Origin of the sequence: Brevibacterium sp. LS14, from assembly GCF_012027885.1 — a bacterium.
In the GTDB taxonomy this organism is placed as follows: domain Bacteria; phylum Actinomycetota; class Actinomycetes; order Actinomycetales; family Brevibacteriaceae; genus Brevibacterium; species Brevibacterium casei.
Genome location: NZ_SJXG01000051.1, coordinates 41,305 through 56,017 on the forward strand (window position 1 = coordinate 41,305; position 14,713 = coordinate 56,017).

11 protein-coding genes are annotated in these 14,713 nt (G+C 67.4%); all 11 read right to left on the reverse strand.

Annotated elements, in window-relative coordinates; translation table 11 throughout:
* Positions 1-791: 791 nt before the first annotated feature.
* The 11 genes from EZE58_RS10820 to EZE58_RS10870 all read right to left on the reverse strand — a co-directional run bounded on the left by EZE58_RS10820 (position 792) and on the right by EZE58_RS10870 (position 14,613).
* On the reverse strand, positions 792-1,181 hold the full coding sequence (locus EZE58_RS10820) for a universal stress protein (protein WP_009380472.1): 390 nt from the start codon (positions 1,179-1,181) through the stop codon (positions 792-794).
* Between the two features lie 130 nt (positions 1,182-1,311).
* Entirely contained in the window at positions 1,312-2,742 is a 1,431-nt protein-coding gene (locus EZE58_RS10825) for an APC family permease (protein ID WP_009380471.1), read from the reverse strand.
* Positions 2,743-3,124: 382 nt separating this feature from the next.
* Entirely contained in the window at positions 3,125-4,243 is a 1,119-nt protein-coding gene (locus EZE58_RS10830; protein WP_009380470.1) for a dipeptidase, read from the reverse strand.
* A 175-nt stretch (positions 4,244-4,418) separates the two neighbouring features.
* The gene (locus EZE58_RS10835; RefSeq protein WP_009380469.1) at positions 4,419-5,570 is read right to left on the reverse strand and encodes a DUF819 family protein; all 1,152 of its coding nucleotides are present in this window, start codon (positions 5,568-5,570) and stop codon (positions 4,419-4,421) included.
* Positions 5,571-5,635: 65 nt separating this feature from the next.
* On the reverse strand, positions 5,636-6,751 hold the full coding sequence (locus EZE58_RS10840) for an LD-carboxypeptidase (RefSeq protein ID WP_009380468.1): 1,116 nt from the start codon (positions 6,749-6,751) through the stop codon (positions 5,636-5,638).
* A gap of 425 nt (positions 6,752-7,176) precedes the next feature.
* Positions 7,177-8,247 carry a sn-glycerol-3-phosphate ABC transporter ATP-binding protein UgpC gene (gene ugpC / locus EZE58_RS10845; RefSeq protein ID WP_009380466.1) on the reverse strand — a complete coding sequence of 357 codons (1,071 nt, stop codon included), beginning with the start codon at positions 8,245-8,247 and terminating at the stop codon, positions 7,177-7,179.
* Between the two features lie 12 nt (positions 8,248-8,259).
* Positions 8,260-9,987 (reverse strand): glycoside hydrolase family 13 protein, encoded by a 1,728-nt coding sequence (locus EZE58_RS10850; RefSeq protein WP_009380465.1) that lies wholly within the window; start codon positions 9,985-9,987, stop codon positions 8,260-8,262.
* Positions 9,988-10,116: 129 nt separating this feature from the next.
* Positions 10,117-11,028, reverse strand: coding sequence for a carbohydrate ABC transporter permease (locus EZE58_RS10855; RefSeq protein ID WP_009380464.1), 912 nt, complete (start codon positions 11,026-11,028; stop codon positions 10,117-10,119).
* Complete coding sequence (locus tag EZE58_RS10860; RefSeq protein WP_009380463.1) at positions 11,028-11,933, reverse strand: sugar ABC transporter permease; 906 nt, start codon at positions 11,931-11,933, stop codon at positions 11,028-11,030. The genes EZE58_RS10855 and EZE58_RS10860 overlap by 1 nt, the downstream gene beginning before the upstream one ends.
* A 25-nt stretch (positions 11,934-11,958) precedes the next feature.
* Positions 11,959-13,209, reverse strand: coding sequence for an extracellular solute-binding protein (locus tag EZE58_RS10865; RefSeq protein WP_100227528.1), 1,251 nt, complete (start codon positions 13,207-13,209; stop codon positions 11,959-11,961).
* 195 nt (positions 13,210-13,404) lie between these two features.
* Positions 13,405-14,613 (reverse strand): ROK family protein, encoded by a 1,209-nt coding sequence (locus EZE58_RS10870; protein WP_167560556.1) that lies wholly within the window; start codon positions 14,611-14,613, stop codon positions 13,405-13,407.
* Between the last annotated feature and the right edge of the window lie 100 nt (positions 14,614-14,713).

Here is a 14,713-nt window from a genome sequence, read left to right on the forward strand (position 1 = left end):
GGAGATATACGGCCCCACAGACCGGAAGTGGGGTTGTCGCTCGACGGCGGCGATACTGCCGTGCGCCGGGGGCGAGCGGACCCCCGGCCGGTGCTGGCCTGGACATTCGGACATCGCCTCACGTCCCCTCTGCGCACTCATCGCAGCTGTGGCGACTCATCGTGTTGCCGGCAGGGATGACCCGCAAGCTCCACCGAGACGCAGGCACGGGCGAGCCGAGGGTCGTCGACCTCTCTGGGCGCGCAATGTACGCGGTTACGAGGACAGCGATCCGCTCGATGGGTCGCGCGAGAGCGGACGCGCACGGAGTTGCGACCAATGACGATTTCATGAACCATGACGGCGCGCTTGGCCGGTCACGATCCCTGCCAACGCGACAGCACCGCCCGGTCGAACCCGGACCTCGAATTCGTTGAGGCCTGCGGCAATGGCCGATCGTCTCACCCGCTCACCGTCGGCACGGCGGGCCTGCCTCGACGACGAATTGCCGAGACCGACCGGACCTCACGGCGCCGTCGGCGCGCCGCCGCCACTGGCGCGTGGTCAGCGTTACCGCGCAGACGCGCCGCCTGAGCCAACGCCGATGCGCCACCAGATCCCGCGCCGGTCCACACTGTCAGCGCCAACGCCGACGGGCAGTCCGCGCCGCCAGATCCGGTGCTGGTCCGCGGCGCCGCCGACGCCACCGGCGCCGAGTCCGCGTTAGTGCAGACGCGCAGTCAGCGCCGCCTGAACCGCCGCCGACACGCACTTCCTCAGCCGGCGCCCGGTCAGCGCCGCCTCAACCGATGTCAGTGTGCGGCTTTGACGCAGAGCACCGGGCTCTCGGCGTCGAGGATGACCTTCTGGATCGTCGACCCAAGGAGGAATTTGCCCACCGGAGTCCGCTTCCGGGTGCCGAGCACGATGAGGTCGGCCCCCACCTCGGCGGCGGTATCGAGGATCTGCTCAGCGGGATCGAGCTCATTCCCGGGAGTGAGCACCTCCCCCTTGACCCCCGCACGGGACAGCTGTTCGCGCACGGAACGGACCTCAGCCTCGGCGAGGCGGTGGGAATCCCTCCGCGGATGCGAGGCGTTGACGACGACGATGTCGCTGTCGCTCTTCTGCGCCTCCCTGATCCCGGTGTCGAGGGCCGCGTGGCCGGCGGGAGTGTTGACGTAACCCACGATGATGGTCATCGGTTCACCTTCGCATTCTCATCTCGGTCGCCCGTTTCGTATGGGCGGGACTGACTCACTCTCGGCACCCGGCTCATACGGGTGCGTTCGTCACCGGCCGGCCACGCGGTGTCATCGGCCGGCCATACGGTCACGAGAGTTCCTCGGGGTGGCGGAAGCGGGTGCTCGACCCGCGCACCGACCGGTTCCACAGCCACGTCACGGCCCAGAGCACCACGCCGATGCCGATGAGCGCGATCGCGATCTGGTACTGGATGAGGTCGTCGAGGCGGGCCCACGGACCGACGAGGAACGCACACGTGAACACGCCGATCCACGGCAGCACGGTCGGCGTGCGGAAGTGCTTGTGGTCGACTGTCTGCCGGCGGAGGATGAGCACCGCGACGTTGACGACGGCGAAGACCGCGAGCAGCAGCAGCGAGGTGGTTCCGCCCAGGGAGGCCGTGACGGATTCAGGCAGGATCGTCGTCACCGCGATGATGAGCGCGAACGCGATGAGTGTGGTGAAGATGATCGAGACCCAGGGGGAACGCCGGTTCCTCAGCACCTTCGCGAAGACCGGCGGCAGCACGTTCTGCTTCGCCATGCCGTAGAGGAGGCGGCTGGCCATGAGCATGTTGATGAGCGCGGAGTTCGCGACGGCGAACATCGTCATGAACGGGAAGATCGCATCGATCGGGACCCCCGGCGCACCGGCGCGGACGACGTCGAGCAGGGGCGTCTCGCTCTCGGCGAGCTGGCCGATCGGCACCGCGGCGACCGCGACGATGGACACGAGCACGTAGATGACGCCGGTGATCGAGAGGCCCGTGAGCATGATCTTTGGGAAGATCTGCGGGTCCTTCGTCTCCTCGACCATGTTCACCGAATCCTCGAACCCGACCATCGAGAAGAAGGCGAGCGCCGTGGCTCCCGTGATCGCGAGGAACACGCTCTTGTCATCGGCGGTCTCGAAGATGACGACCCGCGAGAAGTCCGCGTTGCCCGAGCCCAGCGCGAAGAACCCGACGAGGATGACGAGGAGTAGACCGGTGAGCTCGACGAGGGTGAGGACGACGTTGAACCACACGCTCTCGGCGACCCCGCGCAGATTCACTGCCGCGACGAACGCGAGGAAGCCCAGCGCGATCCACATGACCCCGCTGCCGGGAAGATCCCAGCCGAAACCGGCGACCATGTTCGCGGCGAAGACGTTCGACGCCGTCGACGCCGAGGTGATGCCCGAGCTGAGCACGGCGAACGCGACGAGGAAGGTGATGAAGTGGATCCCGAACGCCTTGTGCGCGTAGAGGGCGGCACCGGCAGCACGCGGGTACTTCGTCACGAGCTCCATGTACGAGCACGCGGTGATCATCGCGACCGCGAATGCGAGGATGACCGGTGCCCACCCGGCGCCGCCGACCTGACCGGCGACCTTGCCGGTGAGCGCATAGACGCCGGTGCCGAGGATGTCGCCGACGATGAAGAGCAGGAGCAGCTTCGGCCCCATGACCCGTTTGAGGGTCTCCGGCTGTCCCTGTCCCGTGGATCCCTCCACGGTCGTGTTCTCACTCTGACTCACGATTCCTCCGTACTCGATTCGACGACGTTGTCCCGACCGCACCCGTCCGCTCGGCGAACGGCTGCGCGATCGATCGCGCGGCCAGCATCATATCCCACCGTTCGACGCTTCGTCGGGTCTTCGGTCGGCACCTCCCGCCGAGGTTGTCCTCCCCCGACGCGTGCGCCTCACGCAGGCGTATGCCCCCATTCAACCCCAGATCAGCGAGGTTGTCGGCGTTCGAGGGCGATATATTCTCCGCCGCCTCGGCGAGGTTCTCCGACGCCTTGGGTAGGGCGGGGTTCTGCTGGGGTTCCCGTCGCCTCGGCGAGGGCAGGATCCCATCAGGACTGCCATGGGCAGGCCCCAGGGGTCAGTTGTGAGTCGTCGGTGGTCTCTGTGGTCAGTCCTCGCCGAGGAAGTCCACGTACGCGTCCTCGTGCGCCTCGAGCACCCGCATGACGTTGTCGAAGCCGAGCTTGCGCAGATCGGACTCCGACCAGCCTCGGCGGGAGAGCTCGGCGAAGAGGTTCGGGTACTGGCCGGCGTCGCCGAGCCCGATCGGCAGCTCGTCGACGCCGCAGATGTCACCGCCGATGCCGACGTGGTCGATGCCGATCCGCTCGCGCACGTAGTCGCAGTGGTCGGCGACGTCAGTCACAGTCACCTCGGGGGCGGTGCCCTTCTCCCCCGCCTCCGACCAGTCCCAGCGGTCGCGGGAGAGGAACGAGGGCACGAACGTCATCATCGCCACTCCGCCGTTCGCGGGCAGCCGGTCGAGGACGTCGTCGGGGATGTTGCGCGGGTGCGGGTTGAGGGCATGGGCGCACGAATGGCTGAAGATCACGGGCAGGGTGGTCAGCTCGAGGGACTGGTGCATGACGCTCGGCGCGACGTGGGAGAGGTCGACGATCATGCCGACCCGGTTCATCTCGGCCACGACCTCACGCCCGAACGCACTCAGTCCGTCGTGCTGGGGCGCGTCGGTCGCCGAGTCCGCCCACGAATGCGTCGTCGACCAGGTCAGCGTCATATACCGGGCTCCGGCGCGGGCGTACGAGCGCAGCATGGCGAGGGACTCGTCGATCTGCTGGCCGCCCTCGACTCCCATGAGCGAGGCGACGCGTCCGGCATCCCGGGCGGCGACCACCTCGGCGGCGGTGCGGGTGAACATCAGGCGTTCCGGGTATGCGGCGACGAAGCGGCGGACCGCGTCGATCTGCTCCCAGGTCGCGACGACCGCCTCGGCGCCGGTGATGGACGAGTGGACGTACACCGACCAGAACTGAGCGGCGACATGTCCGTCGCGGAGCTGGTCCATCGTCGTGAACGGCGAGATCTGCGGGTCGTTGAGCCCCTCGACGCTGTAGCCGCGCTCCTCGCGCAGCCACCACGCGAGGTCGTTGTGGCCGTCGAAGACGTCGATGACTGGTGGGGTTGTGTCGGGGGTGGCGGGGGCCTGGGCCGCGTCGGGGGTTCGGTCCGAGTCGAGCGTGATGGAGGTCGGGGTTGTGTCGGTCATGGGAGTCCTTTCGTGGGGTAGGGGTGTGTGGAAGTGTGTCGGGGCGGTCAACGGTCGAATCGGCGCTCGATCCACGCGGAGCCGGATTTCCGCGTCGCCCCGGACGCGGAAATCCGGCTCCGCGTGGATCGGCACTGCGTGGATGCTGAACCGCGGTGTTCATTAAGAGTCGGCGTCATCCGAGACCCGACATGATCTGCGCCGAGGCGAGGCCGAGGAACGTTCCGAGGAACGTGCCCATGAGTGCGAAGAGCACGCCGACGGGCACGAGCTGCCGGTTGAACGCCCCGGCCACCACCGGTGCCGAGGCGATTCCGCCGATGTTCGCGGTGCTCGCGACGGCGATGCTGAAGAGTTCGGTCTTCGTCAGCTTCGCGTATACGAGCATAACTGCGGCGTGGACGATGACGACGATGACGCCGGCGACGAGGTAGAGCGGCGCCTGGGTGAGCGAGGTGAAGTCGGAGCCGGCGGCGATGATGCCGATGATGAGGTAGAGCATCATCGTAGCGAGTTCGCTCGAGCCTCGGATCTGGCCGAACCGCGTCGAACCGATGATGAGCCCGAGGACGCTGACGATGAGGATCGTCCATGTCGAGGCATTGATGACCGCGCCGACCTCGGGCAGGAGATCGCCCACTTGGGCGGCGAGCGCGGAGACGAGGAGAGAGAACGCGAGCAGCCCGAAGAGGGCAGGCAGGGTCAGCGATCCTTCCTCCTCAGCATCCGCCTCGGCGACGGAGAGTTTCGACATATCGGCCTTCGTCCACCGGTTGAAGCGGTCGGAGATGCTCACCGATGAGAATATGAGGAGCAGCCAGAACGAGTAGACGACGGTGTCGACGATGAGGACGTAGCCGAAGACGTCCTCGGGCGCACGGAGGATCTCCTGGACGGCAACCATGTTCGCCGATCCGCCCGTCCATGAGGCGTTGAGCGCACCGAGCGCCTTCCACGCCTCGGGGTCGAGAGCCGAGCGGAGGATGAGGTAGGCGATGACGAAGCCGGCGATGATGCTCGCCGCGGTGACGACGAAGGTGAGAAGCAGCTTCGGCCCGAGGCGGATGATCTGTCGGATGTCGCATCTGAACAGGAGGAGCAGGATCATCGCCGGCAGCAGCGCCGAACGCAGTCCGTCCCCGACCGCGGTGACCGACTCTGTGTGCTCGAATACGCCGAAGGTGTTGAGAAGGGCCGCGATGATGTAGAGGAAGACGAAGCCGGGGACGTAGGCGAAGATGCGGAAGCGGCCGCTGCGCGCGGCGATGACGAGGCCCGCCGAGATAGCGAGCAGGACGCTGATGAAGAGGAAGCCGTCAGTGATCATGTGGTGCTTTCAGGGTCGGGGACAGGGGAAGGTCGGCGAAAGTCACGGGCACGCGAGTCGGGCACTCACGGGCACACCCACAGCCGCGGGCGATCGCCGGCAGGTGCCTCGAGGCGCACGTCGACGCCGAGCGGCGTGCTCGGGGCATCGGGATCGTGCCCGAAGCACAGTTCCGAGACGATCGGGATCCCGGCACCTCGGAGGAAGCCGAGGACGAGGTCCTCCACCTCGGCGACCGGGGCACAGTCGATCCACGATCCGAGGACGACGGCATCCGCCGCGGCGAACCAGCCTGCGCGCACGAGTTGGAGGAAGAGGTTATCGAGCCGGTAGAGCTCCTCGTCGACGTCCTCGAGCATCGCGATCTGCGGCCCGCGCTCTGCGCGCCGCTCCCGCAGCTCTGAGAACTCGGGACTGCCGAGGCCCGCTGCGACGAGGCTGAGGTTGCCACCGACGAGTCGCCCGATCGCGGTGCCCGGCACGAGCGTTCGCGCCCGGCTCACCGGGGGCGCAGGGTCCCGGGGCTCCGAGCGGCGTTCCTTCGTGTGGCGTCGGCGCTTTGAGGACGCGGAGTGTCGATCTCTGGGCTCCGAATCGACACTCAGCGTCCTGGATCTCCGACGTGAGTCGCCGCCAGAGCGCTCACCGTCCGGGAACCCGAGTTCGCGACCGCCCCAGGGCTCGAAGAGCCAGGAGGCCACCTCGTCGGCGACGACGGCGGAGTCGCGGAACGGACTGTTCCCGGGCATGGGGCAGAAGAGTGACGCGACGCCGAGGTGGTGATCCCACGCCTGATGGAGGGCGGTGACGTCGGAGGACCCGGCAAGCAGCTTCGGGCGCCCGTCTGCGCGAAGCCCGTGCCTGCTCAGATGATCGAAGTCGAGCCCGTCGATGAGCCGCATCGCTCCGTACCCGCCGCGCAGGGCGATGACCGCATCCGTGTTCGGGTCGCACCACGCGTCGACGAGGTCGGCGCGGCGCTGAGCGTCGGTTCCGGCGAGGTAGCTCACCCGCGGGTGGCGGGCTCGGACATGCTCACCGGGGGCGACGTTGAGACCCCAGGCTTCGAGTCGGGAGATCGCGCGCTGCAGCGAGTCCTCATCCGCAGGACCCGACGGTGCGATGAGACGCACGGTGTCGCCCGGGACCAGCGGCGCAGTGTCGAGGTACGGACTCCTCATGCGGCCTCGGCTCCCGCATGATCGGAAGGGCGCTGCTTAGCGACCTCAGGAGCGGCGACTCTCTGTACTGCGACGTGCGGCGCGGCGACCTCCGGCGCGGCGAGGAGCTCGCACATCCAGGCGGGGACTTCACGGGCGTGGACGAGGACTCCGTCCGCGGAGGCGGGGAGCTCTCGCGCAAAGACGACGAGTTTTCGCTCGGACGCACGCTGAGGGCCGGAGCGGACCAAACCGACGGGTCCGCGTTCGACGTTCTCTCCCTGCTCCATCACCGCCACCGTATCAGCGATGCTCCTAGCCAGCCCCGCGTCGTGGGCGAGAATGCACGCTCAACCGGAGCTTCCTATCGAGCGGCAGACAGCGGAGTGGCACCCCAGCGAAGACGGGCATCCAGCGAAGACACGCTCCTAGAGGAGGATGCGCTCCTAGAGTCTGATCCCCGTCTCCGCATCGAAGAGGTGGATCCTCTCGGGGTCCGGGTGGGCACGGACGGTCTCGCCTTTACTGGGAGCACTTTCCGTGGGCACGCGGACGACGACCAACTCCGCCTCCGGCGCATCGGCGAGCCGACCGTGGACGAACGTGTCCGCACCGAGCACCTCCACGAGTTCCACCCGCAGCCGCACGCCGTGCTCGCCCAGCCGAAGGTCCTCCGGCCGGATCCCCACCGTGATCGTGTTCCCGGAAGACGCTCTGAGCGCTGTCCTGGGAACCGGGATGATCGCATCACCGAAGACGGCCCCGGACTCCATCTTCTCCGCTTCCACGAGATTCATCGCAGGTGAGCCGATGAACCCTGCGACGAAGACATTCGCCGGTCGCGAGTACATCACGGACGGCGAGTCGACCTGCTGCAGGTGACCGTCCTTGAGGACCGCGATCCTGTCGCCCATCGTCAGCGCCTCCGTCTGGTCATGGGTGACGTAGACAGTGGTGACGCCGAGGCGCGACTGCAGCGACGCGATCTGCGAGCGCATCTGCACGCGCAGTTTCGCATCGAGGTTCGACAGCGGCTCATCCATGAGGAACACCCTCGGCTCTCGCACGATAGCCCGTCCCATCGCCACCCTCTGCCGCTGTCCGCCCGAGAGCGCCTTGGGCTTCCGGTCGAGGTACTCGCCGAGGTCGAGCAGCTCCGCGGCATCGCGGACGCGGGCTCGGCGCTGGGCCGCGGGGACACCGGCGATCTTCAGCGCGAAGCCCATGTTGTCGCCGACGCTCATGTGGGGATAGAGCGCGTAGTTCTGGAACACCATGGCGATGTCCCTCTCGTTGGGCGGGACGTCGGTGATGTCCCGGTCGCCGATGAGGATCCGCCCGTCGCTGACCTCTTCGAGGCCCGCGAGCATCCTCAGACTCGTCGACTTCCCACAGCCGGAGGGACCGACCAGGACGACGAACTCGCCGTCCTCGACGTGGAGGTCGAGTCCGTCGACCGCCGGCTTCCTGCCGGGCTGATAGACCCGGCTCGCACTGTCATAGGTCACTGTCGCCATGGTGATCGCCCTTCAAGCTCTCGTGTTCTTGCCGGTGTCCGAGGTCCGCAGCTCCTCGCCGGTTTCCGGTGTCCGCAGCCACACGGTGACAGCTCCGGGGAGCGTGCCGTCGCCGGGCAGCGCTTCGCTCGAGAGCAGAACCTCGCCGTCCGGGAGCGGCACCGGCTGCGCTCCGAAGTTCGTCACGCTGACCCAGCCGCCCGGCCGACGGAATCCGACTACATGGTCACCGAGTTCGAGCCAGTCGAGCTGCTCGCTGCCCGTCAGCTCCCTGCGCAGTCGCAGCGCATGGCGGTAGAGCCACAGAGTCGAGGACGGATCGCTCTCCTCGCGTTCGACGGAATGATCGGCGAACCACCCCGGCTGGGGCAGATGCGGCGAGACGGATCCGAAGCCGAAGGCGGGGCCCTCGGACGTCCACGGCAGCGGCACTCTGCACCCGTCGCGACCGAGCTCGACTCCGCGGCTGCGGAAGAAGGTCGGGTCCTGTCGTGCGTCGTCGGCGATATCGGGCACCTCGTGCAGTCCCAGCTCCTCGCCCTGATAGAGGTAGGCCGAACCCGGAAGGGCGAGCTGCAGCAGCGTGGCCGCGCGTGCCCTGCGCAGACCCAGAACGGCGTCGAGCTCGGGGGCGGTTCCTCCGGAGAGCAACCACTCCTTCCCCATGCGCTCGCTGTCCCCGGAGACCGGCAGACCGTAGCGAGTGGCATGGCGGACGACGTCGTGGTTGGAGAACACCCAGGTGGTCGACGATCCCGAAGCGGCCGCCAGTTCGAGGTTCGACGTGATCACGCTCCGGAACACCTCCGGGTCGAAATCCGCGCGCAGCAGATCGAAGCTGAAGGCCTGACCCAGGCCGTCCTCACCGGCATAGCGAGCCCTCCTGCCGGGGTCCACCCACGCCTCGGCGACTCCGATCAGAGGCGGATCGTAGCTGCGGAAGAGCCGCCGCCATTCCGCATAGATGTCGTGGACGTCGTCCCGGTCCCAGAGCGGATGCTGTCCGTCGTGGGGCAGGGCGTCGAGTTCGGCCTGAGTCGGCAGAGGCGTCCCTTCCGGCGGGAGGTCCTTGGCCAGACCATGGGCGACGTCCACGCGGAAGCCGTCGACTCCGCGGTCCGCCCAGAATCGCAGGGTGTCGAGGAAGTCCGCGCGCACGTCCGGACTGTTCCAGTCGAGGTCGGGCTGCTCGGGGGCGAAGTTGTGAAGATACCACTGGCCGTCGCCCACAGGCTCCCACGCGGATCCCCCGAAGATCGACGTCCAGTCGGACGGGGGCAGCTCACCGTACTCTCCGCGCCCGTCCCTGAAGAGGTAGCGGTCGCGCTCCGGGGAGCCTTTGCCTGCGGCGAGCGCCGCCCTGAACCATTCGTGCCTGTCGGAGGTGTGGTTGGGCACGATGTCGACGATGATGCGGATTCCTGCCTCATGCAGGGCCGCGGTGAGGGCATCGAAGTCGGCGAGCGTGCCGAGTCGCGGGTCGACATCGCGATAATCATCGACGTCGTATCCGCCGTCTGCGAGCGCAGAGGGGTAGAACGGGCTGAGCCAGACCGCGTCGATGCCCAGGGCGCTGAGGTAGGGCACCTTCTCGATGATCCCGACGAGATCGCCGATGCCGTTCGCGTCGGAGTCGGCGAAGCTGCGCGGGTAGATCTGGTAGACGGCGGCCTGCCGCCACCAGTCGTTATCGGCGAGGAGCGCGGTCGGTCGCGCGTGCGATTCTGATGTCTGGAGCATGGTGGGATTCGTGTCCTTTTCGTACCGGAGACGGGGTCTGGGGTCAGGCTGCGATCGTGGAGGGCTCCTCGCTGGAGCATCCGGACGGGCCGCGCTCGGCAGGCGGCGGCCGGGGGCGACGAGTTCTGATCACTTCACAGCTCCCTGCGTCACCCCGGACATCACCCAGCGCTGGGTGAAGAGGTAGACGATGACCGCCGGTGCCATCGCCATGAGGTAGGAGGAGAAGGCGACGTGGTAGTTGTTGCTGAACTGGGTCTGGAAGATCGACTGCACGACCGGAAGGGTCTGCAGACTCGGGTCGGCGATGATGAGGGAGGGCATCATGAAGTCGTTCCACGATGCGAGGAACGAGAAGATGCCGACGGTCGCGCTCATCGGCGCCAGGAGCGGAAAGACGATCCGCCAGAAGACCTGAGCCGTCGACGCCCCGTCGAGGCGGGCACTTTCCTCGAGCTCCTCCGGCAGACCGCGCAGGAACGCCGTGTAGAGCATGACGGAGAACGACAGCTGGAACAGGATGTGGAGGATGGCCACTCCGAAGGGGTTCGCGAGGCCGACCATGCCGCTCAGCTTCACCTGGGACAGCGCGAGGACCGGGAAGGGCAGGAACATCGCGGCCAGCAGGTAGAAGAACGACCAGCGGAAGACTCGGCGGTGCCAGTTCCGCGAGATCGCATACGCCGCCATGGAACTCAGAAGGATGGTTCCCACGACGGTGACTGTCGTGACGAACACGGAGATGGCGAAGGCCCGCGGGAAGTTCGTCAGCGACCAGGCCTCGATGATGCCTTCGAGACTCGGCGGAGCCGGCAGCGCGAAGGCCTCTCCGTCGACCGCTTGGGATCCCGACTTCAGCGCCATGGAGACGGTGACATAGAGAGGCACCAGCACCGTCAGCGAGCACGCAGCGAGCAGCAGGGTGAGACCGAACCCCCGACGACGCCGGCGTCGCGTTCCCGCCTTGGTGCGGTTCGCGTCGAGGCTGAGCGGTCGGGTCGGAGCGCTGGACCCGGGGATCACAGTGGGGGTTGCGGACATCAGGAGCCGGCCTTTCCGCGGGTGAGCCGCAGTTGGATGAGGGCGATGCCGACGGCGATGAGGAAGAAGACCACCGAGTTCGCCATCTGGTAGGCGTAGTCGCCGTTGTCGAAGCCGCGGAAGATCATCATCGCCACAGACCGGGTGGAGGTGCCCGGCCCACCGTCGGTGAGGCCGACGATGACGTCGTAGGAGTTGAGGAAGTTCTTGAACCCGATGACCACGTTGATGGCGATGTATCCGGCCATCAGCGGCAGCGTGATCGAGCGCAGTCGCGACCACGATGTCGCGCCGTCCAGCGCCGCCGCCTCGTAGATCTCCGCGGGGATGGAGACGAGCCCGGCGATGTAGATGAGCATGGCTGAGGGCACCGCCTGCCAGGCCGTGACGATGACGATCGAGACCCATGCGAGGTTCGGGTCGGTGAGGATGCTCTCCTCGAGGAACCCGATCCCCCAGGCCGACGCTGCGGCCGGAACGGTGCGGGAGAAGAGGAAGTTGAAGACGAATGCGATGATGATCCCCGACAGCACCATCGGCAGGACGAACACCGCCCGCAGCGCATTCTTGGCACGGATCCGCGAGGTCAGACCGATCGCCAGGAGCAGGGCGATGACGTTGACGAGGATCACGGTGACCACTGCGATGCCGATCGTGAAGCCGTACGCACCGAGGATGGCGGGATCGCTGAAGAGCACGGCGTAGTTGGTGAAGCCGACGAAGTTCCACTCCCCGAAGCCGATCGAGTCGGTGAAGCTGAAGAAGATGCCCATCACCGCGGGAACGGTGAGCGCCAGGGTGAAGGCGACCACTGCGGGCAGCAGGAAGAGGAGGTGGACGGCATCGGGGCCGCGTCTGCGACGACGCGCGGGGCGTCGGTCTCCGGTCCGGGTGTCTGTGGTCATCGTGGTCCTCATCGTTGGAATCGGTTCATGACCGGCGGGCCAGTCTGGCCCAGTCGTTGTCGAGGGTCGTGAGAACCCCTTCGAGATCAGCGCCGAGCACGAGGCCCTGCATGTAGTTCTCGAACGGGATCGTGCGGGGAATGGCTGTGGACACCCCCTGGTAGAAGTCACCGCGGTCGACGAACGGCTGCATCTCCACTAGCCGCTCATCGGTGACCGGCGGTGCATCGTCGCGCACGCCGAAGCCGAGGTTCTCCGCGTTGTACGCGTCCTGAACCGCGGGGTCGAGCAGGTAGGAGGCGAGCTCCCGTGCCCCGACCGGGTTCTGTGCGGCTTCGGGGATCCAGAGCGCGAGGTCGATGTTGACGCGCACCCTGAGGTCGTCCCTGTCTTCGGTCATCGGCAGCGGGAAGGTCCCGATGTCGAGGTCGGGATCGGTCTTGGCGATCTCGCCGAGCGCCCACGGACCGTGCAGATACATGGCGCCCTCCCCTCGGGCGAAGGCGAGGTTGCCGTCGCCGTATCCCAGACTCGCCGCGTTCGGATTCGAGTAGGCGGCGAGCTCGAGCATCTTCGACAGCGGGTCGTAGAAGTCCTTGCTGAAGGACACCGGGGCGGTCGGGCCGAGGTCGTCGCCCTGTTCCCGCAGCTGTGCGAAGAATTCGGCGACGTTGAGCCCGCCGCCGAGGCTGTAGTCGGCGAGTCCCTGCGACACGGTCCACGCATCGGCGTAGGTGCTGATGAGCGGCGTTACGCCGGCGTCCTGGAACGTCCCGCACGCGTCGAGCAGCTCGCTCCACGTGCCAGGGACCTCGACGTCATGCCGGTCGAACAGTTCACGGTTGTAGAGGACTGAGGCCGCCATGAGGGAATAGGGGATGACGCTGGTTCGCCCGGGGTAGACGGGGTACTGATCGACGAGGTCCTGGACTCTCGGCGCCACGGCTGCCGCCTCGGGAAGGTCGGAGAGGTCCGAGAGCGCTCCGCGCTCCTGGAAGCGCGCCATCTCGAAGTTGTAGTTGAGACATCCGAGGTCGGGCGGCGCCCCGCGGGCGAAGCCCCCAGAGAGGTTGGACGCGGTGTCGTGGACGGCACGGGGACCGGTGCCATCGGCGTTGAAGACGCGGACGAGTTCGCGGAAATAGGGGATGGCCTCGGGCTTCGACTGGTAGAGCGTGACGTCCGACCGGCTGGTCGAACCGTCGGAGCATCCACTCAGCGACAGCAGGGTGCCTGCTGCGGCGGTGGCGAGGAAGCCGCGTCGCGTTGCGCTCACACGCTGAGGATCGGCCGGTGATCGGGACACGTCGTTGTCTCCTGATGGTCGGATGCTTAGTGCTGTTTCTATAGCGCTTAAATATACCTCCTCAATTAATTAAATCAAGGGGTCTCACTGAACAATCAGGAGAACTCTGAACACGCAAGCGGACCATGAAAGCAGGAGGTCGTCGAGGAAAACGCAGTCCGGCACTCAGTCGGCGAGTCGTGCGCGCAGGGTCTCGCGGACGGCTTCGAGCGCGACGACGATGGCTCCCTCCACCACGGCGTCGGTGCCCAGCGCTGAGGGGATGATCCGCACCGGCATCGGCGCGTAGTCCCCCACCCGCTCCTCTGCCCGCTGCAGCAGGACCTCGTCTTCGAGCGCCGTGGCCCCACTGATGACCACCACCTGCGGGTTGAGCAGGCTCGACAGTGTGGCGACGACCCGTGCCAGTCGGTCGGACAGATCATCGACGAGGCGCAGCGCCGCCGGTCGCCCTTCCGCGGCCTGCGCGATGAGTTCGTGGGGGTCCAGGGGCAGCGGTGCGTCGTCGGACAGTTCGACATTCGCCTGCTCGGCCCATGTCCGAGCGAGCCGACCCAGCCCTTCGGTCGAGCGCACGCCCTCGACGTGCTCGAGGTAGACCATCTCGCCGGCTCCGCCGCGGGCGCCGGTGAGAAGGTGCCCTCCGTCGACGATGCCTGCGCCGAACCGCTCTCCGGCCAGGAGCACGACGAAGTCGCCGGCGGGATCGACGGTGCCGGCGTCGCGTTCGGCGATCGCCGCGAGGTTGGCGTCGTTGTGGACCGCGACCGCCCAATCGAGGTCGCGCAGCACTTCCTTGAGGTCGACTTCGACTTCACGCCAGAACGGGTCCTCCATCGCCATCGACCCCTCGGCGGCGATCGGCGCGGCGAAACCGAAGCAGACAGTCCGCACCTGCTCGTGGTCCGCCTCCGCCGCGGCAAGCGCCTCATCGATGGCGGCGCGCACCTGCACCGCGCGACTCCGGGACAAGTCGTCGGCGAAGCGGATGCGGGCTCCGCCCAGGCGGCGGCCGGTCACATCGGCCACGGCCACAGTCGCCGAATTCAGACCCGCGTCGACCCCGACGCAGAGGGTGTCGCGCGACCGCGGGAAGAATCGCTTGCCGGGACGGCCGGCGCCGCTTTGCCTGTCGGGCGGTCCCTGAACGATGAGGCCGCGCCGCTGCAGGTCGTCGCACTGGGCGAGCACCGTGGCTCGCGTGAGTCCGGTCTGGGAGATGAGCTCGTTCGTCGACAGCCCTTCGAGCGGGTCGCCGGCCCAGAGCCGGTCGAGCACGAGGCGTTCGTTCCACTCGCGCACGGTGTGCCGCGGCCCTTCTTCCGCCGAGGCGAACCGATGTCCGAACGGCTGCCCTCTCTCCGTCGTCACCATCACCTCAGAGTAACCGGTCGCGAGACGATGGACGGCCGGGCGCCCGCCGATGTCGACCTCCGCCCGGCTGGGATCGCGCGGTGAAGGGGTGCCGAGCGGA